23 protein-coding genes are annotated in these 24,385 nt (G+C 64.2%); 13 read left to right on the forward strand and 10 right to left on the reverse strand.

Going from position 1 to position 24,385, the window contains the following annotated elements:
* Positions 1-17 precede the first annotated feature (17 nt).
* From E3U23_RS09035 to E3U23_RS09050, 4 genes are read right to left on the reverse strand one after another with little or no spacing between them, the layout of a single operon-like run.
* The gene (locus E3U23_RS09035) at positions 18-1,061 is read right to left on the reverse strand and encodes a DNA polymerase III subunit delta (RefSeq protein ID WP_279350918.1); all 1,044 of its coding nucleotides are present in this window, start codon (positions 1,059-1,061) and stop codon (positions 18-20) included.
* Positions 1,058-1,546 (reverse strand): LPS assembly lipoprotein LptE, encoded by a 489-nt coding sequence (gene lptE, locus E3U23_RS09040; RefSeq protein ID WP_279350919.1) that lies wholly within the window; start codon positions 1,544-1,546, stop codon positions 1,058-1,060. Before lptE ends, E3U23_RS09035 begins: the two co-directional genes overlap by 4 nt.
* Complete coding sequence (leuS, locus tag E3U23_RS09045; RefSeq protein ID WP_279350920.1) at positions 1,546-4,050, reverse strand: leucine--tRNA ligase; 2,505 nt, start codon at positions 4,048-4,050, stop codon at positions 1,546-1,548. The genes lptE and leuS overlap by 1 nt, the downstream gene beginning before the upstream one ends.
* 50 nt (positions 4,051-4,100) lie before the next feature.
* On the reverse strand, positions 4,101-4,550 hold the full coding sequence (locus E3U23_RS09050; RefSeq protein ID WP_279350921.1) for a DUF3576 domain-containing protein: 450 nt from the start codon (positions 4,548-4,550) through the stop codon (positions 4,101-4,103).
* Positions 4,551-4,869: 319 nt separating this feature from the next.
* Here E3U23_RS09050 and E3U23_RS09055 point away from each other — a divergent pair, with 319 nt between their 5' ends.
* Together E3U23_RS09055 and phbB are read left to right on the forward strand one after the other, a co-directional pair.
* Complete coding sequence (locus tag E3U23_RS09055) at positions 4,870-5,643, forward strand: hypothetical protein (RefSeq protein WP_279350922.1); 774 nt, start codon at positions 4,870-4,872, stop codon at positions 5,641-5,643.
* Positions 5,644-5,772: 129 nt separating this feature from the next.
* The gene (gene phbB, locus E3U23_RS09060; RefSeq protein WP_279350923.1) at positions 5,773-6,498 is read left to right on the forward strand and encodes an acetoacetyl-CoA reductase; all 726 of its coding nucleotides are present in this window, start codon (positions 5,773-5,775) and stop codon (positions 6,496-6,498) included.
* A gap of 52 nt (positions 6,499-6,550) precedes the next feature.
* Here phbB and E3U23_RS09065 read toward each other — a convergent pair whose 3' ends face one another.
* On the reverse strand, positions 6,551-7,306 hold the full coding sequence (locus E3U23_RS09065) for a helix-turn-helix domain-containing protein (RefSeq protein WP_279350924.1): 756 nt from the start codon (positions 7,304-7,306) through the stop codon (positions 6,551-6,553).
* Between the two features lie 84 nt (positions 7,307-7,390).
* Here E3U23_RS09065 and E3U23_RS09070 point away from each other — a divergent pair, with 84 nt between their 5' ends.
* Positions 7,391-7,621 (forward strand): ribbon-helix-helix domain-containing protein, encoded by a 231-nt coding sequence (locus E3U23_RS09070; protein WP_279350925.1) that lies wholly within the window; start codon positions 7,391-7,393, stop codon positions 7,619-7,621.
* A 52-nt stretch (positions 7,622-7,673) separates the two neighbouring features.
* Here E3U23_RS09070 and E3U23_RS09075 read toward each other — a convergent pair whose 3' ends face one another.
* Positions 7,674-7,901, reverse strand: coding sequence for a hypothetical protein (locus tag E3U23_RS09075; protein ID WP_279350926.1), 228 nt, complete (start codon positions 7,899-7,901; stop codon positions 7,674-7,676).
* Between the two features lie 69 nt (positions 7,902-7,970).
* Positions 7,971-9,254 (reverse strand): UDP-N-acetylglucosamine 1-carboxyvinyltransferase, encoded by a 1,284-nt coding sequence (gene murA, locus E3U23_RS09080; protein ID WP_279350927.1) that lies wholly within the window; start codon positions 9,252-9,254, stop codon positions 7,971-7,973.
* 89 nt (positions 9,255-9,343) lie between these two features.
* Between murA and galU the strand changes: the two genes are divergently transcribed.
* The 10 genes from galU to E3U23_RS09130 all read left to right on the forward strand — a co-directional run bounded on the left by galU (position 9,344) and on the right by E3U23_RS09130 (position 20,562).
* Positions 9,344-10,219 carry a UTP--glucose-1-phosphate uridylyltransferase GalU gene (galU, locus tag E3U23_RS09085; protein ID WP_279350928.1) on the forward strand — a complete coding sequence of 292 codons (876 nt, stop codon included), beginning with the start codon at positions 9,344-9,346 and terminating at the stop codon, positions 10,217-10,219.
* 2 nt (positions 10,220-10,221) lie between these two features.
* Complete coding sequence (gene glnE / locus E3U23_RS09090; protein WP_279350929.1) at positions 10,222-12,906, forward strand: bifunctional [glutamate--ammonia ligase]-adenylyl-L-tyrosine phosphorylase/[glutamate--ammonia-ligase] adenylyltransferase; 2,685 nt, start codon at positions 10,222-10,224, stop codon at positions 12,904-12,906.
* Entirely contained in the window at positions 12,903-13,373 is a 471-nt protein-coding gene (locus E3U23_RS09095; protein WP_279350930.1) for a peroxiredoxin, read from the forward strand. Before glnE ends, E3U23_RS09095 begins: the two co-directional genes overlap by 4 nt.
* Positions 13,370-14,164 carry a ferritin-like domain-containing protein gene (locus E3U23_RS09100; RefSeq protein WP_279350931.1) on the forward strand — a complete coding sequence of 265 codons (795 nt, stop codon included), beginning with the start codon at positions 13,370-13,372 and terminating at the stop codon, positions 14,162-14,164. Before E3U23_RS09095 ends, E3U23_RS09100 begins: the two co-directional genes overlap by 4 nt.
* A gap of 138 nt (positions 14,165-14,302) precedes the next feature.
* A complete protein-coding gene (locus E3U23_RS09105; RefSeq protein WP_279350932.1) occupies positions 14,303-14,962 on the forward strand; it encodes a M23 family metallopeptidase in 660 nt (219 codons plus the stop codon).
* Positions 14,963-15,118: 156 nt separating this feature from the next.
* Entirely contained in the window at positions 15,119-16,669 is a 1,551-nt protein-coding gene (locus E3U23_RS09110) for an acyl-CoA synthetase (RefSeq protein WP_279350933.1), read from the forward strand.
* A 172-nt stretch (positions 16,670-16,841) separates the two neighbouring features.
* A complete protein-coding gene (locus tag E3U23_RS09115) occupies positions 16,842-17,465 on the forward strand; it encodes a YqiJ family protein (protein WP_279350934.1) in 624 nt (207 codons plus the stop codon).
* Positions 17,466-17,490: 25 nt separating this feature from the next.
* The gene (locus E3U23_RS09120; protein WP_279350935.1) at positions 17,491-19,269 is read left to right on the forward strand and encodes a flotillin family protein; all 1,779 of its coding nucleotides are present in this window, start codon (positions 17,491-17,493) and stop codon (positions 19,267-19,269) included.
* Between the two features lie 127 nt (positions 19,270-19,396).
* Complete coding sequence (locus E3U23_RS09125; protein ID WP_279350936.1) at positions 19,397-20,398, forward strand: agmatine deiminase family protein; 1,002 nt, start codon at positions 19,397-19,399, stop codon at positions 20,396-20,398.
* A 26-nt stretch (positions 20,399-20,424) separates the two neighbouring features.
* Entirely contained in the window at positions 20,425-20,562 is a 138-nt protein-coding gene (locus tag E3U23_RS09130) for a hypothetical protein (RefSeq protein ID WP_279350937.1), read from the forward strand.
* A gap of 4 nt (positions 20,563-20,566) precedes the next feature.
* Here E3U23_RS09130 and E3U23_RS09135 read toward each other — a convergent pair whose 3' ends face one another.
* Genes E3U23_RS09135 through thrS form a run of 3 tightly spaced genes read right to left on the reverse strand, consistent with a single transcriptional unit; the run spans position 20,567 to position 24,184 of the window.
* Positions 20,567-21,307, reverse strand: a complete 741-nt coding sequence (locus tag E3U23_RS09135) for a sulfite exporter TauE/SafE family protein (RefSeq protein WP_279350938.1) — start codon at positions 21,305-21,307, stop codon at positions 20,567-20,569.
* 2 nt (positions 21,308-21,309) lie between these two features.
* Positions 21,310-22,146 carry a metallophosphoesterase gene (locus tag E3U23_RS09140; protein WP_279350939.1) on the reverse strand — a complete coding sequence of 279 codons (837 nt, stop codon included), beginning with the start codon at positions 22,144-22,146 and terminating at the stop codon, positions 21,310-21,312.
* A gap of 7 nt (positions 22,147-22,153) precedes the next feature.
* Positions 22,154-24,184, reverse strand: coding sequence for a threonine--tRNA ligase (gene thrS / locus E3U23_RS09145; RefSeq protein WP_279350940.1), 2,031 nt, complete (start codon positions 24,182-24,184; stop codon positions 22,154-22,156).
* Positions 24,185-24,385: the final 201 nt, after the last annotated feature.

The raw sequence follows: 24,385 nt of genomic DNA on the forward strand, positions 1-24,385 counted from the left end.
CTGACGGCAGGCGGCGCTCAGCGCCGCCCGGCCCCCGCAAGCTGCGCTAGGCTCGTCAGCCCCTGCGCCAGCAGCAATTCCGACGCCTGGCTGTTGGTCAGCATTTCGCGATGCAGCCGGGTCAGGCCGAGCGTAAGCCGGTCGAGTCGGTCGCCGCGCCAGCGCTGAACCTGTTCGCCGATCTCGCGCTCTTCCTTCCAGAAGATGCCGAGCCGCGCCTTCTCGCCCTTGTCGAGATCGCCGTAGCGCCGATTGCCGAGCGCCGCGCCGATGCGCGCCAGTTGCGCCGCGCGCCGCTCTACCGCCAGCAGCGTGCCGACCGGGTTCATGCCCAGATGCCGCATCCGCGCGATCTCGGTGCCGACTTTCGTGCCCTGCCCCGCGAGCACCGCGTTGACGAGCGGCATGAACCCGTCGTCCTCGCTGATCGCGCCGACTGCGTCGAGATCGTCCGGGCCCGCGCTCTTGGGGGCCTGCGTCGAGGCGTCGAGATAGGTGGAAAGCTTGGTAACCTCGCTCTGCGCGAGCCTCACATCGAGGTTTGCGCCGCGCGCAATCCGCTCCGCCGTGCCGCCATCGAGGCGCACGCCCGCCGCATCGCCCATTGCCCGCACGGCCTGTGTGACAGAGCGCAGGTCGGGCGGATAGAACAGGGCAACCAGCGCATCCTTGCGCTTTTCCAGCAGCTTGGCGGTGCGCGACTTGTCGGTCGCGCCGCTGGCGACGACGATGACCGGACACGCATCGCCCGCGCCCGCCTCGCCGGTTTCGATGAGGATCTGCAGGGCTGCCAAAGCCTCGTCGCCCGACACACGGACCCAGATATGCCGCTTGTCGCCGAATAGCGAGGTGGAGCGCGCTTCGTCGCCAAGCTTGGCCGGATCGGGGCGCAGTTCCGCGCCGCTCATCTCCACCCGCTCGCCCGTATCGGGCAGTAATGCGACAAGGTCGGCCGCGGCGGCGCTGGCCCCCGCCTCATCCTGTCCGCAGAAGAAGAAGATGCCGCACGACGCCGCCGCGCCGCGAATCTTCGCCGCATAATCGCGGCTGGTCAGCTTCATTGCGCGCGGCGGAGCGTCAGCGAGAGGCGCGTCACGATCTCGTCCGCCAAGACCTGCGAGAGGTTTTCGAGCGCGGCCTGTTCGGCCGCGATAGTGGCGTATTCGCTCGAGACGACGTCGATCCCGGCATCGCTCCCGTCGGTCGCGTCGAGCAGGATTTCGCCGCTCGCAATGTCGACCAGCTGATAGCGGGCGCGCAAGGTGCGGCGTTCGCGGCTCACCGTATCGTCGGCGAGAATGCCGAGCGCTTCGAGTTCGTCGTCGAGCCGGACGTCGAGCCGGTAGCGGGGGCTCTCTGCCCCCGCCGCGCCGAGCCTGTCGGCAAGGGCATTGCGCATCAGCCAGCCGGCGCGCCCCTCGATCGGCGCCACTTCGACCGCTGCCAATCCGCGCGCCACTTCTCCACTGCCGCCGCCGGCATACATGGGCGAAAGACTGCAGGCCGACAGAGTGAGCAGGGCGAGAGGGGCAAGGACGGCGCGCATCAGGTGACGATATTCACCAATCTGTCCGGCACCACAATGACCTTGCGCACCGCCGCCCCGTCGAGGCTGCGCTGCACCTTCTCGCTGGCTAGCGCCATCTCTTCCAGTGCTTCCTTCGAGGCGCCTTTGGGTGCAGTCAGCGTATCGCGCAGCTTGCCCTTGTGCTGCACGGCGATGGTGACCTCGTCTTCCACCAGCAGCGCCGGATCGACCTCGGGCCAAGGAGCGTCCGCGACCATACCATCCTGCCCGATCGCTGCCCACGCCTCTTCGGCCAAATGCGGCATCATCGGCGCGGCGAGCTGCACCAGCGTGCGGATCGCGGCGCTGCGGCTAGCGGACGGCTGGGCCTTCTCGACCGCGCCGGTAAGTTCGTAAATCCGCGCGACCGCCTTGTTGAAGCCCAACGATTCGATGTCGTCGGCGACGGCGGCGATGGCCTGATGCGTGCGGCGGTCGAGCGCCTTGTCCTCGCCTTGCGCTTGGGGATCGTAAGCCGAGAACAGCCGCCAGAGCCGGTGGACGAAGCGCGAGCAGCCTTCGATTCCGGCTTCGGACCACGGCAGGTCGCGCTCGGGCGGGCTATCGCTGAGCATGAACCAGCGCACCGCATCCGCACCGTAGTGGTCGATGATGGTGTCGGGGTCGACGACGTTCTTCTTCGACTTCGACATCTTGATGACGCGGCCCACATCGACGGGTGCGCCATCCTCGATCCGAACCCAGTCGCTTCCGTTCTTGCGGACCTGATCCGGGCTGAGATAGCTGCCATCGCCGAGCTGATAAGTCTCGTGTGTCACCATGCCTTGCGTGAACAGCGAGGCGAAGGGTTCCTTCACGTCGATCAGGCCGATGCGGGCAAGCGCTCGAGTCCAGAAACGGGCATAGAGCAGGTGCAGGATCGCGTGTTCGACCCCCCCTATATACTGGTCGACCGGAAGCCATTTGGCGATCTCGTCGCGGTCGAACGGCTTACCCGAAGGCTGGCTGGCGAAGCGCAGGAAATACCAGCTCGAATCGGCGAAGGTGTCGAGCGTATCGGTCTCGCGCCGCGCCGCGCCGCCGCAGGTCGGGCAGTCGACCTTGCTCCAGGTCGGATGGCGTTCGAGGGGATTGCCCGGCGTTTTGAAGTCGACGTCTTCGGGCAGGGTAATCGGCAGACTGTCCTTCGGCGCGGGGACCACGCCGCAAGTCTCGCAGTGGATGAAGGGTATCGGTGTGCCCCAATAGCGCTGGCGGCTGACGCCCCAATCGCGCAAGCGCCACACGGTCTTGCCCTCGCCCCGTCCCTGCGCCTCGATGCGAGTTATGATCTCGCGCTTGGCATCGTCAACGGCCATACCGTCGAGGAAGTCCGAATTGACGAGCACGCCCTCGCCTGCCTCGGCCTCGCCGTCGAACGGCTTGCCGGCTTCTTCGACGCCCGGCGCAACGACGCGGGGTATCGGCAAGTCGTATTTGGTGGCGAATTCGAAGTCGCGCTGGTCGTGGCCGGGTACCGCCATGATTGCACCGGTCCCGTAATCCATGAGCACGAAGTTCGCGATATAGACGGGCAGGTCCGCGCCGGTGAACGGATGTCTGGCCGTGATGCCGGTATCGAAACCGAGCTTTTCGGCCGTTTCCAGCTCCGCCGCCGTCGTGCCCCCGCGCTTGCACAACGCGATGAACTCGCGCGCCGCTTCGCTATCCAGCGCTTGGGCGACCGGATGGTCGGCGGCGACCGCCACGAAGCTCGCGCCGAAGATGGTGTCGGGCCGGGTAGTATAGACCGGCAGCGTCTCGCCGTTCGAGAGGTCGAAGCTGAACTCGAGCCCCCGCGACTTGCCGATCCAGTTCTCCTGCATCAGCTTGACCTTGTCGGGCCAGTTGTCGAGGCCGCCCAGACCTTCCAGCAGGTCTTCGGCAAAGTCGGTGATCTTCAGGAACCACTGCGCCAGCTTGCGCCGTTCGACCGGGGCGCCGCTGCGCCACCCTTTGCCATCGATCACTTGTTCGTTGGCAAGCACGGTCATGTCTACCGGGTCCCAGTTGACCTCGCTCTCCTTGCGATAGACCAATCCGGCCTCGTACAGGTCGAGAAACAGCGCCTGTTCGTGGCCGTAATAGTCCGGCTCACAGGTCGCCAGTTCACGGCTCCAGTCGAGCGCGAAGCCGAGGCGCTTCAACTGCGCCTTCATGTGTTCGATGTTGTCGCGCGTCCAGCCGCCGGGATGCACGCCCTTTTCCATCGCCGCGTTTTCCGCCGGCATGCCGAACGCGTCCCATCCCATCGGGTGCAGAACTTCGTGCCCGGTCGCCCGCTTGTAGCGCGCCAGTACGTCGCCCATCGTGTAATTTCGGACGTGGCCGATATGGATGCGCCCACTGGGATAGGGGAACATCTCCAGCACGTAGCTCTTGGGCTTCGCGCTATCGCTGTCGGCGCGGAAGGTCTGGGCATTCTCCCACGCGGCCTGCCAGCGTGGGTCGGCCGAAGCCGGATCGAAACGGGTATCGCTCATGGCGCCGATGCCTTAGGCATTCTGCGCGTAAATGGAAGGTCCGGCGTGGCCTACGAAGCGATCGCCTGACGGCGAAGTTCGCGCGCCTTCGTAAGGATGATGTCTTCCAGCTTCTGCACCGTTGCTGCCTGCACCGGCGCATCGGTCCACTGCCCGCCCTGATTGACCTGACGACTGGCGGCGACGCGCACCGCATCGGCCCGCAGATCGGTATCGAGCACGGTCACCGTCATCTTTACCCGCTCGTTCGGGTTCTCTGCGCGCGAATACCAGTCGGTGACGATGACGCCGCCAGCGCTGTCGGCCTGAAGCAACGGCGCAAAGCTCACCGTTTCGAGCGAGGCGCGCCACAGATAGGAATTCACCCCGATGGTCGACACCTGCGAGGCCGCGAGGTCGGCGCGCGGACGGTCGCTCCCACCGCAAGCCGTCACGGCCGCGATCGCGGGTACGAGCGAGGCGATGAGAACGGGGCGGCGGTTGAGGATCGATACGCGCATGGACGGTCCTTCGAAGGATCGGAAAAAGGAAATATGCGGCGGCTCTATAGTCCGTATGACAGCAGGAGCAAGGGAGCCGGGTTGAACGCCTTACAAAGAGCCGCAGCCGTGAACCGCCGCTTAATCCTCCAACGCGGTGTGCGCGAATCGTCACACCTTCGAAGTTTCATCATCTCATCGCGGCTAAGGTGTGGCAGGACTGGTCGGAGGTGCCTATCTCCTTGTCATGGAGTCGGATTTTAAGTCGGCTCAGGAACCATTCAGCCGCTCGTGCGAAGTATTCATACGAACCGGTGCGATAACAGGGTGCGGACGTTCGATGGGCAAGACACGGATCAGCAAGGGCATGGGGCGGTTATCTCCGCTCGTGCTGGCTGGTGCGATTTGCGCATTCGCTCTGCCCGGCGCCGGGCTCGCTGTTGCCGCGAACCAGACTGTCGCCGCTGATAGTGCGGACATCGATTTCCTTCCTTTTACGCCTGCCGGTGTCGACCCGACGTTAGCGCGCAAGGTTGCGGCTTTGGTGGGTGAAGACGCGCTGCGGTTCACCCCGGCAACGAAGCCGCGCCCGGCCGGCGACCGCACGGTGACCTTTGCGGTGCGTGTGGATGAGAATATCGCCCGCTCGATCGGCGGCCGCTCCGCCATCGATCAGGTTATGAACGCGCCGAAGACAGGCGATAGCGCACCGACGATTTCGTCGAGCCGCTACAATCTCGGTATCGCGCGCGGATATCAGAGCTTCGCGGCGCCCGCCTCGAAGGCATCGATGGGTACGTCGAACGCCGAGATCGCCGTGCGCGATTTCTCGATGCCCGATCTTCGCGAACTCAAGACCGAACGCAAGGGCAAGCCCAGCCGCTTCCAGTCGCGGGTCGCCCTCGAACAGCAGGATCTCGCCGGACGCGCGCCGCTCACGATCGAAGGCGCGGGTGAGCAGCGGCTCGATCTGCGAACCTCCTATCGCCTCAGTCGCAATCTCGACGTTACCGCTGGTGTTCGCCTTTCGCAGGATCGCGACCGCCTCGCGCCGTTGACCGATGGCGTCGAGGACGATCAGGCCGTCTACGTGGGCACGCAGATCAAGTTCTGATCCGGCCGCCGCGGTCCGCTCCATTCCTCGATTTCCCGACGTTACGGCATCGCCGCAGAAACGCCTTGTCGCGCGTCCCTTCTCTCGCATAGAGCGTTGCGACAACAATCGAGCATACGGAGAAGGATCATGGGTAAGGTTGCCATCGTCACCGGCGGAACGCGCGGTATCGGCAAGGCCATTTGCGAAAAGCTGCGCGACGATCTCGGCGCGACCGTGATCGCTAATTATGCCGGCAACGACGATGCCGCCAAAGCCTTTTCCGACCGGACGGGCATCCAGACGGTGAAGTTCGACGTGGGCGACCATGAGGCGGCGGTGGCCGGCTGCAAGAAGATCGAAGAAGAACACGGCTCGATCGATATGCTCGTCAACAATGCAGGCATCACGCGCGACGGCACGTTGCTCAAAATGGACTTCGACGACTGGAACGAAGTCATGCGCATCAATCTCGGCGGCTGCTTCAACATGGCGAAGGCGGCATTCCCCGGCATGAAGGAGCGCGGTTGGGGCCGGATCGTCAATATCGGCTCGATCAACGGCCAGGCAGGGCAATACGGACAGGTCAATTACGCGGCGGCGAAGAGCGGCATCCACGGTTTCACCAAGGCGCTGGCCCAAGAAGGCGCGCGCTTCGGCATCACGGTGAACGCCATCGCACCGGGCTATATCGACACCGACATGGTGGCCGCCGTGCCCGATGCCGTTCTGGAAAAGATCGTTGCCAAGATTCCGGTCGGCCGCCTCGGCCAAGCCGAGGAAATCGCACGCGGCGTCGCCTTCCTGTGCAGCGAAAATGCGGGCTTTGTCACCGGCTCGACCATGAGCATCAATGGCGGTCAGCATATGTATTAAGAGTAGGGGGAGCCGGCGGAGCGAACATCGCGTCCGCCGGCATTTGACCTGCTTATTCGATGTAAATCCCCGCGACCTTCCACGCACCGCCTTCCTTTTGCATCGAAAGGGTCTCAACCTTGGTTTCGTCGGCTTCGGCAAACCGCGTATCGTAAGTAACGATCACATAGCCCTGTGGAGTCGGCGGTGCCTCGACCGAACGCAGGGAGCGCGATAGGGCTTCTCCCAAAGGCGCACGAACCGTCTGCGAAACCTCGGTCCATACGTCCAGCGTATTGGCCTCGCGAAATGCCGCCGCAGTTCCTTCATAGCCCGCTTCCCAGTTTCCTTCGTCTCCGAGTTGGAGCCAGTCGCGTGCGGCAGCTTCGGCGGATTGCGTGTATTCGGACGATGACGGTTCGCCGGAAACGCCGGTTCCGGGAAGGCCCCCGGCGAGGGCAAGTGCAAGAATGGCTGAAAACATGAGTGTTGCTCCGATACTCCAGGCGACGATCCGCCTGCGGTCCCGCGCTTCGGGACGACGCGCTTCGGACTGTGCTGGAGATTGTGGCCCATGATCCGCCGGACCATCCCCCAAATCCTTGCCCACAAGCAATTCCGGGGGTGGCCCCTCGGCTTCAAGCAGCAGCCGCGCGGCCTCGCGGCTGCTGGTGACGGACAGCTTGCGCCGGGCCGAGCGCAACCGGTCGTTGATCGCATGTACCGAAAGATCGAGCTCGCGCGCCATCGACTTGGCATCGTGGCCAAGCAGCATGAGGCGCAGGCTTTCTTTCTCCTTGTCAGTTAGCGCTGCGATCCCGTCGGTCATGGCCTTGGGGCTTATGCCCCGTCAGCCATGCCGCACACCCCAAATAATTCGTGGGGCTTCCGCGCTGCGCTGTTAAGCGGGCCTATGACCGCGCCGTATCATCCGCCCCGCAAATATTCGGTGAGGATCGAAGGGCATCGCACCTCGATCAGTCTCGAACCGGTGTTCTGGGATATGCTGATCGCGACCGCCCAGCGAGAAGATGTACCCGTCAACGCGCTGGTCGCGCGGATCGATGCGGAGCGGATCAGGGCCGAGACGCCGCCGGGTCTCGCCAGCGCAATCCGCGTCTGGCTCGTTACACACGGCACATGAAAACGGCGACAGGATCGCTCCTGCCGCCGTCTTTCGAATTAAAGAGCGACCCTCAGTATTTGGCGGTCGCGTCGCTCGCCGGATAGGTCTCGTCGAGCGCTTCGTCGGTGGCGCTCATCGTGTCACCGCGAGTTGCCGTCGCTTCGGAACCGGCATCGCGGAAGGCGCCGCGGGGCTGACCGTCGGCAAATGCTACGCCGTTGCGGTCACGCTGCGAGCTTTCGTAATACTTGTAGCCAGCGTAGCCGATGGCGCCGAGCGTCGCGAGTTTGAGAAGCATATTGTTTTCCTTTCGAAATCGTGTGCCCATCAAACGTTCGGCGTGGCGGAAGGGTCCGGCGTGCAGCGTTTAATCGTCGCCGACCCGCTCTATATCCGCGCCGACCAGTTGGAGCTTCTCTTCCAGCCGCTCATATCCGCGGTCGAGGTGGTAGAGGCGGCGAACGGTCGTCTCGCCTTTTGCAGCCAATCCGGCGATCACGAGGCTCATCGAAGCGCGCAGGTCGGTCGCCATCACTTCGGCTCCGGTCAACTCCTCCACCCCGCGCACGATTGCGGTGCGACCCGAGGTTTCGATATCCGCGCCCATGCGGGCCAGTTCGGGCACGTGCATGAAGCGGTTCTCGAAGATCGTTTCGGTCAGCACACTGGTCCCTTCCGCCATGCACAGCAGGCTCATCAGCTGCGCTTGCATATCCGTGGCGAGGCCCGGGAACGGCGCAGTGGTGAGATTGTGGGCCTTCAGCTTGCCGTTGGCCGCGATCTTGACGCCGCCCTTGTCGCTTTCGACCTCCACGCCGATATTGCGCAAGGCATGGATGGTGGAAGCCATGTCGTCCGCATCCGCACCGTCTAGCCGCACTTCGCCGCCGGTTATGGCCGCAGCGCAGGCATAGGAGCCGGCCTCGATCCGGTCGGGCATGACACGATAAGTCGCGCCGTGAAGCTTCTTGACGCCGTGGATCGTCAGTTCGGACGAGCCGATGCCTTCGATATCCGCCCCCATCGCGGTGAGCAGCTTGCTCAGATCGACGATCTCGGGCTCGCGCGCGGCGTTGATGAGCTTACTGGTTCCGTTCGCGAGGACGGCGGCCATCAACGCATTCTCCGTCGCGCCGACCGAGACCACGGGAAAGTCGAACTCGCCCCCCGGCAAGCCGCCATCGGGGGCGCTGGCCCTCACATAACCTTGCGCCAGTTCGATCTCGGCTCCGAACGCTTCCAGCGCTTTCAGGTGCAGGTCGATCGGGCGGTTGCCGATGGCGCACCCACCGGGCAGCGACACGGTCGCCTCGCCCGTCCGCGCAAGCAGCGGACCAAGCACGAGGATCGAAGCGCGCATCTTGCGCACCAAGTCGTACGGCGCGACCGAGCTGGTAATCCGCATCGCCTCGAGGGTAACGTTGCGGCCGAACTCCTCGGGCCGCTTGCCGGGGATCGTGTGGCTGACGCCGAACTGGCCCATCAGGTGCTGGAACCCATCGATATCGGCAAGCCGCGGCAGGTTTCGCAGCGTCACCGCTTCTTCGGTCAGCAGGGCGCAGGGAATGAGCGTGAGGGCGGCGTTTTTCGCGCCGGAAATCGGGATCGATCCGGAAAGGCGCGTGCCGCCGTTGATTACGAGTTTGTCCATGCACTAGTCCTAGCGCTGGATGGCAGCGGAGCAAGGGTTAGGTATGCTTCCCGATTGACCGCGCCATTCTGCTTACATAGGCCATATTCATGACCCACAAACCGATCAAGAAAGCCGTCTTCCCCGTCGCCGGGCTAGGCACGCGTTTCCTCCCCGCCACCAAAGCAATCCCGAAGGAATTGTTGCCGATCGTCGACCGGCCGCTGATCCAGTATGCGGTGGACGAAGCGCGCGAAGCGGGGATCGAGCAGATCATCTTCGTTACCGGCCGGGGCAAGACAGCTATCGTCGAACATTTCGACATCGCTTTCGAACTGGAAACGACGATGGAAGAGCGCGGCAAGGATCTCTCCGTTCTCGACCCGACCCGAGCGACCCCCGGCGACATCATCACCGTGCGTCAGCAGGTTCCCCTCGGCCTCGGCCACGCGATCTGGTGCGCTCGCGCCATCGTGGGCGACGACCCCTTCGCCATCCTCCTTCCAGACGAGCTGATGATCGGCAAGCCGGGCTGTATCAAGCAGATGGTCGAGGCGTATAACGATGTCGGCGGCAACCTCATCTCGGTATTGGAAGTGCCGCAGGAGGAGGTCTCGAGCTATGGCGTGATCGCACCGGGTGAAGTGAAAAGCGACACGCTGACCGAGGTGACCGGTCTCGTAGAAAAGCCCGCCGTGGCGGATGCGCCGTCGAACAAGATCATTTCCGGTCGCTACATCCTGCAACCCGAAGTGATGCGAGTGCTGGAAGATCAGGGCAAGGGCGCGGGCGGCGAGATCCAGCTGACCGATGCGATGGCGCGCATGATCGGCGACCAGCCTTTCCACGCCGTCACCTTCGAAGGCAGTCGCTACGATTGCGGTAGCAAGGTGGGCTTCGTCGAAGCAACCTTGGCACTGGCTCTGGAGCGCGAAGACATGGGCGCGGACGTGCGCGACATTGCGGAGCGGCTGCTGGCACGCTGACCTTGGGTGCGGATTGGCAAAGCGCGATCGGGCGGGCGCGAGCCCATGCGCCATACCTTGTCCGCAACCTCGACCGCTTCCCCGAACTCGCCGACTTGCTGGATGCGGGGGCGGGGAAAGATGCCTTGCAGCGCGCCAAACATGCGGGCGACGATGCGGGCGACACCATGCGCGCGCTTCGGCTCGAAAAGAATGCGCTCGCCCTTGTGCTCGCCATCGGCGATCTTACGGGCGGGTTCTCGCTCGGCAAGGTCATGCGCGAGCTTTCGACCTTCGCAGACCGGGCGCTGCACCGCGCCATCGAAGCCGCAATAACGCGCCGAGTGCCAGAGGCCGAGCCGGCTGGGTTCATCGCTCTCGCACTCGGCAAGCACGGCGCGGGCGAACTCAATTACAGCTCCGACATCGATCCCATCCTGCTCTACGATCCCGCGCGCCTGCCCCGCCGCGAACGGGACGAACCGGGCGAAGCGGCCCAGCGCTATGCCCGTGAGACGGTGCGCCTGCTTTCCGAAGTCACACCTGATGGTTACGTCTTTCGCGTCGATCTGCGACTGCGACCGGCGAGCGAGGTCAGCCCGCTCGCCATTCCGCTGGGCGGTGCGATCACGCATTACGAGGGATCGGCGCTCGCATGGGAGCGCGCCGCCTTTATCCGGGCCCGCGCTTGCGCGGGAGACATCGCGGCAGGCGAGGCATTTCTCGATCATATCCGCCCCTTCGTCTGGCGACGCAGCCTCGATTTCGGGGCGATCAACGAGGTGCGACGCCTCACCCACCGCATCCGCGAGAAGACCGCCGGGCCGCGCGAACCGGAGCCCGGCTACAATCTCAAGCTGGGGCGTGGCGGTATTCGCGAGATCGAGTTCTTCGCTCAGACCCACCAGCTTATTCATGGGGGCCGCGACCGGACGTTGCGCACAAGAGGCACCCGCGCCACGCTCGACGCCTTGGCGGCAACCGGGCGAATCGAACCCCGTACTGCGCGGGCGCTTGGCGAAAGCTATGACGGACTCCGGACGATTGAGCACCGGCTCCAGATGGTGGACGATCGCCAGACCCACTCGCTTCCCTCCGGCGAGGCGCTCGACAATGTGGCGAAGCTGCACGGCCTTGCCGACGGTCGCGCTTTAGTTGAGCACGTGTGCGAGTTGGCCGCGCCGGTAGCCGAGGCCTACGATGCTCTGCTCGACGAGGACCGTATCTCGGTCGCGAGTTCGGCGCTTCATCTGGAAGCGGAGGGCACCGGCGCCATCTTGGATGCCGACCTTGGCGAACGCATTTCCCATTGGACGGACGGGCGCTACCAGCCGTTGCGCAGCAGCGCAGCGATCGAAGCATTCGAGGAGGTCCGCCCCGAGCTCGAAGCGGCGCTTGCCCGCTCGTCCGATCCGACGCGTGCGGTCGCCCGGTGGGAGACGGTGCTTTCACGCATGCCGTCGGCGATCAACCTGTTCCGTCTGCTGCAGGCGCGTCCGGGCCTCTTCCAGCTCGTCGTCGATATCCTGACCTTGTCTGAGCCGCTCGCCGACGCCTTCGCTCGCCGACCGGAACTGCTCGATACGCTGATCGATCGCACCGCGCTGGACTTTCCCGGAAGCGTCGCCGAACTCGTCGAGCAGATGCAGCAGAATGAGCGCGGCGACACGTACGAGGACGCGCTCGATCGCATCCGCATCGTCACCGGCGAAACGCGGTTCGCGCTCGGCGTGCAACTGCTCGAAGGCAAGCACGATCCGCTCGATGTCGGGCAAGCCCTTTCACGAGTAGCCGAAGCCGCCCTTCTCGCAGCGCAGCAGGCCGCAAGCCGGGAATTCGCGCGACGTCACGGCATCATCGTGGGCGGTGATCTGATCATTCTCGGACTGGGACGGCTCGGCGGCGGCATGCTGACCCATGCCTCGGACCTCGATCTCATTTTCCTGTTCACCGGATCGCATACGGACGAATCGGATGGCGAGCGTCCGCTTGGCGCGACACTGTATTTCAATCGCCTCGCCCAGCGGGTGACCGCGGCATTGTCCGTCCCGACGGCGGAAGGCGCGCTGTACGAAGTCGATACGCGGCTTCGCCCTCAAGGTGCGCAAGGGCCGCTCGCTGTCAGCACTGAGAGCTTCGCGCGATATCAGGAGGAAGACGCCTGGACATGGGAGCACATGGCGCTCACTCGCGGGCGGGCGCTGACCGGCGGCGAAGGCGATCGCGCGGCGCTGGAGCAGGCAATCCGCAGCGTGCTGAAACGGTCGCGCGAGAGCGATGCGCTGTTCGAAAGCGTGCTGGAGATGCGAGCCGAGATGGCGCGGCACAAATCGCCGAAAGGCCCGCTCGACGCCAAGCTTCTTCGCGGCGGGCTGGTCGATCTCGAATTCCTCGTCCACGCGCTGCAACTTCGCGACGCGGTGGGGCTAACGCCCGATCTCGGCGCGGCGATCGCGGCCACGGCCGAGCAGGGTCTCCTCCCGGCGTCTCTCGGCGAAGCGCACGACTTGATGACCCGGCTGCTGGTCAGTACCCGCCTGATCGCGCCCGATCTGCAGCCGCCGGGCGAGTATGCCTGCGCCTTGCTGGCCCGACTGTGCAGCGCGGAGGATTACGCCGCGCTCGAAACCGCATTCGCAAGGGCACGGAACGTTGTGGCAGAGGCATGGCGGCAGGTGTTCGGCCAGGAATTGGAGTTGGAAGCATGAGCGAGTATGAAGCGGGTAACGCTTTTCCGGAATTCGCGATGGAAACGCCGGATGGCGGCACGATAACGAAGGCCGATCTTGCCGGGCGCAAGGCGGTGATTTTCTTCTATCCGAAGGACAACACCCCCGGCTGCACCACCGAAGCGACCGATTTCTCCGCGCTCAAGCCGGATTTCGAGAAAGCCGGCGTCGCGCTGCTGGGCGTAAGCAAGGATTCGGCGCGCAAGCATCGCAACTTTATCGAGAAGCACGATCTCACCGTCGACCTCGCGACCGATGCGCAGGAGGGCGGTTTGTCGGACGCGCTCGGCATCTGGACCGAGAAGACCAATTATGGCCGCACCTATATGGGTATGGTTCGCACGACCTACCTGCTGGACGAGAGCGGGACGATCCTGCGGGTCTGGCCCAACGTTCGCGTCATGGATCACGCGGCGCAGGTGCTGGACGCCGCACGAGCGGTATGAGTACGCGCTCGTTATCTTGCGCCATTCGCGAGGCTTTGTTGACGGGTGAAGCGAAGGAGAAGGTTTTCGCCGCCCGCACCATAGCGCGCGACTGGCGGATGGAGCGCCTGGAATGGCAGTTCGAGTGCGCTATGCCCGACCGCCCGGCCTGGCCCCGCGATCTGCATCTGGCCGCGCCGGGAAAGATGCCGAAGCGCGGGAAGGGCGGCAGCGAAAAGGGTCGCATCGCGCTGTGGCATGCACTCGCGCATATTGAATTTGTGGCAATCGACCTCGCGCTCGATATGGCCGGCCGGTTCGGCGAACAACGCGGTCCGCAGTTCATGTCGGATTTCCTCTCCGTCGCTGCCGACGAGGCGATGCATTTCGCCCTGCTCGATCGCAAATTACGTTCGCTCGGATCCTGCTACGGGGCGCTTCCGGTACATGACGGCTTATGGGAAAGCGCCGCGCGCACGGCGCATGACGTAAAGGCCCGCCTGGCCATCGTGCCCATGGTGCTCGAAGCGCGTGGGCTCGACGTTACGCCCGCTACGCTCGAACGCATAAAGCGGCAGGGCGACGAAAATGGCGCGCGGATCTTACAGCGAATCCTTGACGACGAGATTCGCCATGTAGCGATCGGCACAAGGCATTTCCATGAAACGTGCCGGGACGACGACGAAAACCCCCAGAAATTGTGGCGGAATTTGGTCAGGCGATACTTTTCGGGAGGGCTGAAGCCGCCGTTCAACGACTCGGCGCGTTCGATGGCCGGTTTATCGCGCGCCTTTTACGCCGGTCTTGCTTGATTAACTTTTAGCCCGTTAATTCCAACTCACGACTTGCCGGGGGGTTCCGGCGGATTTGGGAAAGCTCGAACATGCGGCGGGGGCCGCCGTTCGGGCATAGAGAAAGCGCGGAAAACCGCGCGTTTGGACGGGTTAGACATGATCAACAAGCGCATCACGCTTGCCATCGCGGCAACCACGGCAACCTTCGGCATCGCAGCGGCACCCGCCCAAGCCGAAGAGGCGACCGCCGCCGCGGCAGCCGGAGCGATCGACATGTCCAAGGTCGCCGAAAATCAGGTTCCGGGCGACGATGCGCAGTTCCAGGAACTTTTCGCCAAATGGGAAAATCCCAACCAGCCAGCAGTCCTCGCCGGTCCGATCGTCACGGTCCCGTCGCGTATGCCGGTCGAACATGCCCGCCTCAGCAGCGGTTACGGCACCCGCACCCATCCGGTGCTCGGCCGCCGCATGGGCCATAAGGGCATCGACCTTGCCGCCCCGATCGGCACCCCGATCTATGCGACGGCGGATGGCACGGTCAGCCGGGCCGGCCCGTTCTCGAGCTATGGCAATTATGTCGCGATCGAACATGGCGGCAGCATCCAGACCCGCTATGCCCACATGTCGCGTATCGCCGTGGCGACCGGCGCGACGGTCAAGAAGGGCGACATCATCGGTTATGTCGGATCGACCGGCCGTTCGACCGGTCCGCATCTTCATTACGAAGTCCGGGTCGACGGCGAAGCGGTCAATCCCGTGCCCTATATGATCGAATCGCAGACGCAGCAGGCCTTCGCGCTCGCGACCGGAGAGTAATTCACACCGTCTCCTATCGGAAACGGACGGACTGAGGCGTCGGGGCGACCCGGCGCCTTTTTTCTTGTGTGTGCGCGCACGACGGGTAGTCTTTCGCAACGCAAATTTGATCGGAGAGCGGCCCGCCAACGAGGCTGCCCCGAAGAGAGGCCGGCCATGCATCCGATTACGCACGCGCAGACGCGCCCCGATCACCCCGCCATCGTCATGGCGGGCAGCGGGGAGACGGTGACCTATGGCGAGATGGACGCCTACGCCAATCGCTTCGCCCAATTGATGCGCGCACGCGGATTGAAGCGCGGCGACCACGTCGCCGTGCTGATGGAAAACAGCGCGGATCATCTCCAGATCGTATGGGGATCGCAGCGCGCAGGCACGATGATCGTGCCCATTTCCACGCGGCTGACCGCACCGGAAATCTGCTACATTCTAAAAGACGCAGGCGTGAAGCTGCTGATAACGTCGCGCGTTTTCGACGAAGTGGCGGCGGGCATTCGCAAGACTTGCGCCGATGTGCCCCTGCTCGTCGTCGGCGGAGATGGCGGCGAGGATTACCGGGCCGCGCTCGCTGCGCAAAGTAGCGAGCCCATCGCGGATCAGGCCCCCGGACAATACATGCTATATTCGAGCGGTACGACAGGCCGGCCCAAAGGCGTCCGCCCCGCGCCGCCCGAGAGCGACGATATCCTCGCGACGAACCCGCTGGTGGGGCTTGCCGTGATGGGCGCCGGCTGGCCGTCGGACGGCTCGATGGTCTATCTCTCGCCCGCTCCGCTTTACCATGCCGCGCCATTGGGATGGTGCACCACGGCGCATCGGCTCGGCGCGACTGTGATCGTCATGGAGAAGTTCGATCCCGAAACGGCACTGGCCGCAATCGAGAAATACGGGGTGACGGACAGTCAGTGGGTGCCGACGCACTTCGTACGCATGCTAAAGTTAGACCCGGCACTCCGCACGAAATACGACCTTTCGACCCACGCACGCGCAATTCATGCTGCCGCGCCGTGCCCGGTGCCGGTCAAACGCGAGATGATCGAATGGTGGGGGCCGATCATCATCGAATATTACGCCGGATCCGAAGGCATCGGCATGACGCTGATCAAGAGCGAGGACTGGCTGGCGCATCCCGGAAGTGTGGGCAAGGCGATCCACGGCAAGGTCCATGTCTGCGGACCCGATGGCGAGGAATTGCCGCCGGGCGAGGACGGGCAGCTGTTCTTCGAGAACGACACCATTCCGACCTATCACAACGATCCCGAAAAGACCGCCGATGCCATGCACCCGGAAGGCTGGATGACGCTGGGCGATATCGGCCATCTGGACGCAGACGGTTACCTCTACCTCACCGATCGAAAGAGCCACATGATCATCTCCGGCGGGGTTAACATTTACCCGCAGGAGATCGAAAACCTGCTGGTGGCGCATGAGAAGGTAATGGATGCGGCAGTCATCGGTGCGCCCTGCCCCGATTTCGGCGAGAAGGTCGTCGCCGTGGTGCAGCCGGTAAGGATGGATACCGCGGGCGAGGCGTTGGAGGCCGAATTGCGCGATTATCTCGCGCCGGAACTTGCCCGGATCAAGATGCCCAAACTGTTCGACTTCCGCGCCGAATTGCCGCGCGAGGCGAACGGCAAGCTCTACAAACGCGAACTGCGCGACGAATACGCGCGCCGCGCCGAAGAAGAGACCGAACGCGCCGGATAACGTTCTGCGGAGCGCGCCGACGGATCGACGAAATCGGTAATAGCGTTCCCGATTTTTCTACCCAAATCGCCGGCTTTCTGCTAGGTGAACCACATGATTACAACAGTAGGACGATGCGCTTTCGGCTCCGGCTGACGGCGCGTTTTCCCGCATCGGGAAAAAGGGGGGACACATGACTTTGCTCGAACCGTACAACATGCCGTTCGCCGTCGCGCTCGGCCTGATGCTGGTGCTGTTTGTGATCCAGTTGCTCGGCTTTCTCGATATCGACTTCGATCTCGACACCGATGCAGATGCGGAGGTTTCGGCCGGTCCTGTCGAGGGGCTACTGACGCTGCTCGGCCTTGGGCGGATACCGCTCACCGTATGGCTGGTGATTTTCCTGCTTTTCTTCGCCGGCATCGGCGTGAGCCTGCAGGACTTCGCCGCCAGCCTGACCGGCAACCCGCTTGATGCGTGGTTGGCAGGACTGATCGCAGGCGGGGCAGCGGTGCCGGTGACGGGGGTTCTGGCCCGCCCGGTCGGTCGCATCCTGCCTAAGGACGAAACCAGCGCGGTCAGCACCGATACTTTGCTCGGTCGCCGCGCGCGGATTACCGAAGGCGTGGCCCGCAGCGGCTCGCCTGCCCGCGCCAAGGTGCGCGATGTGCATGGGCAAAGCCATTTCGTGATGGTCGAACCGCACGAAACTGCGTCTGAATTTCACGCCGGAGATGAAATCGTTCTCGTCCGGCGGGAGAACAACACTTTTTTTGCGACTGCGCTGGCAGAGCGCCGCCTGTCGCCGCTGAACTGACCCTGGGGGTATTGAGGAGGGAACTATGGATATTCTATCGAACGGCCTCGTGCTGATCATCGCGGTAATCATCGCCGTTTTCGTGATCGGCCTGTTTCTGGCCAAGCTTTATCGCCGCGCCGCGAAGGAGACCGCTTTCGTGCGTACCGGCGTAGGCGGCGAGAAAGTCGTGATGAACGGCGGCGCCCTGGTGCTTCCGGTCTTTCACGAGACCATGCCGGTCAACATGAACACGCTGGTGCTCTCGGTCGTCCGCCGCGACGGCGAGGCGCTTATCACGCTCGACCGGTTGCGGATCGACGTGAAGGCCGAGTTCTACGTCCGCGTGAAGCCCGATAGCGAGGCGATCGCGATGGCCGCGCAGACGCTGGGTCAGCGCACGATGCAGCCGGAAATGCTAAAGGACCTCGTGGAGGGCAAGTTCGTCGACGCGCTGCGCTCCGTCGCGGCCGGCATGACCATGAACGAGTTGCACGAACAGCGCGCCGACTTCGTCCAAAAGGTGCAGCAGGTCTCGTCCAACGATCTTGCGATGAACGGGCTCGAACTGGAATCGGTCTCACTCACCGGTCTCGATCAGACAAGTATCGAGCATTTCAACGCCAACAACGCCTTCGACGCTGAAGGTCTCACCAAGCTGACCGAACAGATCGAGGCGCGCAAGAAACTGCGCAACGATATCGAGCAGGACACGCGCGTGCAGATGGAGACCAAGAACCTTGAGGCCGACATGCGCAGCTTCGAGATCAGTCGCGACAACGAATATGCCCGGCTGGAGCAGGAGCGCGAAGTGGAAACCCGCCGCGCCAAGCAGACCTCCGAAATTGCCCGCGAACAGGCGGAGCGCAACCGCGAGGCCGAGGCTGCCCGGATCGAGGCGAAGAAGCAGGTCGACGCGCAGCAGATCGAGGCCGACCGTCTGGTCGAAGAGGCACGGATCGACCAGATGCGCGCGCTCGAAATCGCTCGGCAGGAACAGCAGATCGCGGTGCAGAACAAGAGCCGCGAGGAAAGCCAGGCTAAGGCGGAGGCCGACGAGGCGCGGGCCAAGGCGGTCGCTGCGGAGGAACAGGTCGCGACCAGCCGCGAGAGTGAGGTGGCCGAACGCCAGAAGAAGATCGAATTGATCGAAGCATCGAAGCAGGCCGAGCGCGACGCGATCAAGATCCGCGTCGACGCCGAAGCCGAAAAGGACGCCGCATCGAACCGCGCCGAAGCCGCCCGGCTGGAAGCGCAGGGCGAGGCGGAAGCCGAAAAGCTGCGGGCCGAAGCCGCGCGGGTGCGCTTCGAAGTCGAGGCGGCCGGTCAGCGCGCGATCAACGAAGCGGCGAACATCCTGTCGTCCGACCAGATCAGCCTGCAGACCAAGCTGGCGCTACTTAATGTCCTGCCCGAGCTGGTGCGCGAGAGCGCCAAGCCGATGGAGGCAATCGAAAGCATCAAGATCGTGCAGGTCGATGGGCTCACCAATGGCGGCGGCAAAGGCGCCGGCGGCGGCGCGGGCGCGTCGAATGGCGGCGGATCGGGAAATCTCGCGACCGACGCAGTCAGCGCGGCCTTGGCCTACCGTGCTCAGGCACCGGTGCTCGACGGGCTGATGAAGGAGCTGGGCCTCGATGGGTCTTCGCTCAACAGCCTCGTGAAAGGTCCGGCCGAGCAGACCGGCGGCATGAAGGCCAGCGATGAGCGGAAGGAGCCGAAGGACGAACGCAAGGCGATCGGTTCTAACGGCAAAGCCAAAGAGCCTTCGGTCGAATACGATTACGACTTCGACGAGGAGGACGGCGACTCCGCCGACGCATAAGCGCCCGAAACAATTAGGGGGATGCGAGCAATCGCGTCCCCCCCCCTTTTTTTCATTTCATACCTATCGTTCGCCCCGAGTTTGAAATCTCATTGATTAAAACCGCCGCTTTCCCCAACCGAACGGCATGACCTCTCACCGGTATACCATGCCCCCCGAATGGGCGCCGCAGGACTGGCTGTGGATCGGCTTCCCCCATGACGCCGAAGAATGGCCCGAGGTTCTCCCCCGCGCGCAGGAGCAGATCGCGGCCTTCGCCAATGTCGTTGCCGAAAGCGGACAGGCGGTGCGCCTGCTGGTGCGCGATGCGGCGAACGAGGCACGCGCGAAGGCGCTCGTTTCCGGCGCAGTCACGCTCGAGTGGCGAACCTATGGCGATGTCTGGCTGCGCGATACCGGGCCGCTGATTGTCGCCGATGCCCAAGGCGAGCGGGCGGCGCGGCGCTTCGCCTTCAACGGCTGGGGCGGCAAATACCTGATGGACGGAGACCGGACCATCGGCGCCGAACTGGCGGCCAACGAAAACCTCCCCCTTAAAACTGCGGACTGGATCCTCGAAGGCGGCGCGGTGGATAGCGACGGAACGGGCCTCGCCGTGACGACGGAGCAATGCCTCCTCAACCCGAACCGCAATCCCGATCTGACCCGCGAGGACATCGAGCAGCGTTTGGCGGACACGCTTGGCTTCACGCGCATCCTCTGGCTCGGCGACGGACTGATCAACGATCACACCGATGGACATGTCGACAACCTCGCCCGCTTCGTCGCCCCGAACACGCTCGCTTTGCCCCGCGCGACGGGCAAGGACGATCCCAATGCCGACATCTATGCCGATGCCAAGGCGCGGGCCGAGGCCGCAGGCGTCACGGTGAAGGAGATACCCTCGCCCGGCCGCGTTACGAGTGGCGAGCGGATAGAGCCGGCGAGCTACGCCAATTTTGCCGTCACCAGCAATCTCGTGGTCGTGCCGACCTTCGGCAGCCCATATGACGAAGAGGGGGTTGCCGCCATCGCCGCCCTATTTCCCGATCGCGCGACCATCGGCCTGCCCGCCGATGCCGTGCTTGCGGGCGGCGGCGGTTTCCACTGCGCGAGCCAGCAAATGCCGAGCGCGGGTTGGCGCGTTTAACGCTTCGTTAGGATATTGCGCGCAGAATGCAGGGCATGGCAAAAGCTGTCGCCCTCGCTCGCACTCATATCGCGCCGCTTCGTATGGCCGATTATGCCCGTGCCGCCATCGTCAGCGGCTGCGGGATCGCATTGGCGCTCGCCGGGCCGATCCTCCCGCTCTGACGAATTAGCCGAGCGCTTTCACCAGCGCCGCCACCGCGGCCGCGCCCAGCACCACGCCCACGCATATTCGCCAGGTCCGGTCCGCGATCCGGCCCGATGCCTTGTCGCCCAGCCAATTGCCCAGCAGCACGGCAGGAAAGAGCAGCGCGGCCAGCACCGCGAGCGTCCCGTCGAGCACGCCGATTGCCGCCCCGCTGGCCAGCCCGGTGGTAGAGGCGCAGGTAAAGATCAGCAGCATTGAGGCCTTGGCGGTCTCGCGCGGAATGTCGCGTCCCACATAATAGGGCACGACCGGCGGGCCGGGCATTCCCGCATAACCCGTCATCAAGCCGCTTAATATGCCGACCCCTCCGGTAGTCGCCGGATGGTGCGACATCGCGCCGCGCCGCGGGAGCAAAATCGCGGCGAAGGCCGACAGGGCGATGAAGGCGATGACCACGCGTGCGACGGCCGGAGTGGTCAGGGTAAGAACATAGAGGCCGACGGGCGTCGTCACCGCGACCAGCGCGATAATGATCCATGCCGATCGCTCCGCATTACGCAACAACCGCCGGATTTCCGACAGGCCGATGAAGACCGATAGGAAATTCGTCAGCAGGACGGCATGAACCGGAGACAACGCCAGCGCGAGGATCGGCACCAGCAGGATCGCCATCCCGAACCCGGTCAATCCGCGCACGAATGCCGATCCGAACGCGGCCAGCAGCACGGCGAGAATTTGGGCGGCGGTGAAAGCGTCGAGCATGCTTATCGTGGCGGCCCGAAGGTCACGAGCCACACGTCCGGCGGCGCGCCCAGGCGCAGGGGCAGGATGCTGGTGCCGAGGCCTGCGCCCACGAACACGGTCTGGCCGCCGTCACGGATCTTTCCGCAAGCGAAACGGTCGCCATAGCGCGACATGGTTGCGATCGGGCCGATGACAGGCAGGCTGATCTGCCCGCAATGCGTGTGCCCGGCGAAGATGGCGGAGACGGGGCGCGGCAGACCGGGCACGATATCCGGCGTATGGCTGACGATCAGGGTCGGACCGGTGCCCAAGGCATCGAGCGCGGCGAATGTCGCGGGGATATCATCATGGCCTGTGTAATCGTCGTCCACTGCACCGATCCGCACCGGACCGCGCCGCACCGCTTCGTTCCGAAGAACGGTAATCCCGCGTGTCTCGAGCGCCGCGATCATCGCGTCGAGATCGACCCAGTGATCGTGATTACCCGGCGCTACGATCATGCCGTAGCGCGCTTTGAACGCGGCGAAGGGCGCGGCAACCTGCTCTTCAGTATAGATCTTCGTTGCGGTGCCCTTTTCGCTGATGAGGTCGCCCGCAATCAAGATAAGATCGGGCGACAGGCGGTTCAGCCGCTCGGCAATCCGCACGACGCGTTCGGGCGGCATGTCCGGCCCCGAAACATGGACATCCGACAGGGCCAGTACGCGCAGCGGCGGTACACCGTCCGGCCAATCGCTGACCGGGACATACGCTTTACGGACGATCGGATCGGCGCGCGCATTGGAATAACCCAGTGCGAGCAGTCCGATGCCGAGTGCCAGAGCGGCAAGCAGGGCGAGGCCGAGATTCCGGCGCAAGGTCCGGTCAGCTTTCGCGCAAGTCCGGCGGCGTCGCGGCGTCCTTCAGCATGGCAATGGCGTCATCGAGCGGCATGATTTGCTGCTCCTTCTCGCCCAGCGTGCGGACGGCGACGGTGCCCTCCTCCGCCTCGCGCTTGCCGACCACGAGCAGGTGCGGGACTTTGGCAAGACTGTGTTCGCGCACCTTGTAATTGATTTTCTCGTTCCGAAGGTCGCTTTCCACACGGATGCCCGCCGCCTTCAGCTTGGCAACCGCCTCTTCCGCATAGCCGTCGGCATCCGACACGATGGTCGCCACCACCGCCTGCACCGGGGCAAGCCAGACGGGCAGACGCCCGGCGAAGTGCTCGATCAGAATACCGATGAACCGTTCATACGATCCGAAAATAGCGCGGTGAAGCATGACGGGGCGATGCTTCTCGCCATCCTCGCCGACATAGCTCGCATCGAGCCGGTCGGGCAGCACGCGGTCGCCCTGGATCGTGCCGACCTGCCAGGTGCGGCCGATCGCATCGGTCAGGTGCCATTCGAGCTTGGGCGCATAGAACGCGCCTTCGCCGGGCAGTTCCTCCCAACCATACTCCTCGTTCGCCATGCCTGCTTCGGCCACCGCGTCGCGCAGCTCCTGTTCGGCCTTGTCCCAGTCCGCCTCGCTGCCGAAGCGTTTTTCGGGCCGCAGCGCCAGCTTCACATCGTAAGTGAAGCCGAAATCGGAATAGACCTCGTCCGCCAGCTTACAGAAGGCGCGGACTTCCTCGACCACTTGCGCCTCGGTGCAGAAGATGTGCGCATCGTCCTGCGTGAACTGACGCACGCGCATCAGCCCATGTAGCGCGCCATGCGGTTCGTTGCGGTGGCAACAGCCCATTTCGCCCAGCCGGATCGGCAGGTCGCGATAGCTGGTAATTCCCTGTTTGAAGACGAGGACATGCGCCGGGCAATTCATTGGCTTGATCGCCATCCAGTCCGCATCGGACGCGACCTTGGGGTTCGCGCCCTCGCCGTCATTGTCGTCGCCTAGCCCGTCAACCTCCGGGACGATGTCCGGCACGGCGAACATGTTCTCAGCATATTTGCCCCAATGGCCGGACTGCTCCCACTGGCGCACATCCATCAGTTGCGGCGTCTTGATCTCGCGATAGCCCGCATTGTCCATCTTGCGGCGCATATAGGCTTCGAGCTCGCGCCAGATGCGATAGCCCTTGGGGTGCCAGAAGACGCTGCCGTGCGCCTCTTCCTGCAGGTGGAACAGATCCATCTCGCGGCCCAGTTTGCGATGGTCGCGCTTGGCGGCTTCCTCTAGCCGGGTGAGGTGGGCGGCAAGCTGCTTCTTGTTGAGCCAGCCGGTGCCATAGATACGCGTCAGCTGCGGATTGTTCTGGTCGCCGCGCCAATATGCACCCGCCACCCGCGTCAGCTTGAACGCCTGCGGATCGAGCTTGCCGGTGCTGGCAAGGTGCGGGCCGCGGCACATGTCGAGCCAGTCCTCGCCCGACCAATAGACGGTGAGTTCCTCGCCGTCCGGCAGTTCTTTCGCCCATTCGGCCTTGAAGACCTCCCCGTCCTTCTCCCACTTCTCGATCAGCGCTTCGCGGCTCCATACCTCGCGGCGGAGCGGCTTGTCGGCTTTGATGATGCGGCGCATTTCCTCCTCGATCGCGGGAAGGTCGTCCACGCTGAAGGGATCGCGGCTGTCGGGCGCCTTGACGTCGTAATAGAAGCCGTCGTCGGTCGAGGGGCCGAAGGTGATCTGCGTTCCGGGATAGAGCGACTGCACCGCCTCGGCCAGCACATGGGCATAGTCGTGACGGGCGAGTTCGAGGGCGTCCTCCTCGTCGCGGCTCGTTACCAGCGCCAGCTCGGCATCGGCTTCGAACGGGCGATTGATGTCGCGCAATTCCCCGTCGACCCGCGCGGCGATAGCAGCCTTGGCGAGACCCGGCCCGATGGCGGCGGCGATATCGGCGGGGGTCGCGCCCTCTTCCACTTCACGCACCGAGCCATCCGGCAGGCTGATCTTGAGCAATTGCGTCATGTCTTCGTCATCCGTTTGATCTCGGCGCGCCTGTGCCACAAGGCGGCGCGCACCGGAAGGGCGGTGTCGCTCGGAGAGTACGGTTTCGGGTAGGGGACACCGACCGCCCGAAACCGGGCGGCGGTGCTCGCGTCAATCCGCGCGCACCCGCCCCCGGCTGACCGGGGTGGTGGTAGTGCGCGTGGTGAACGGCGTTTGCAT

The sequence above is a fragment of the Erythrobacter litoralis genome (assembly GCF_029760855.1).
Lineage (GTDB): Bacteria > Pseudomonadota > Alphaproteobacteria > Sphingomonadales > Sphingomonadaceae > Qipengyuania > Qipengyuania litoralis_A.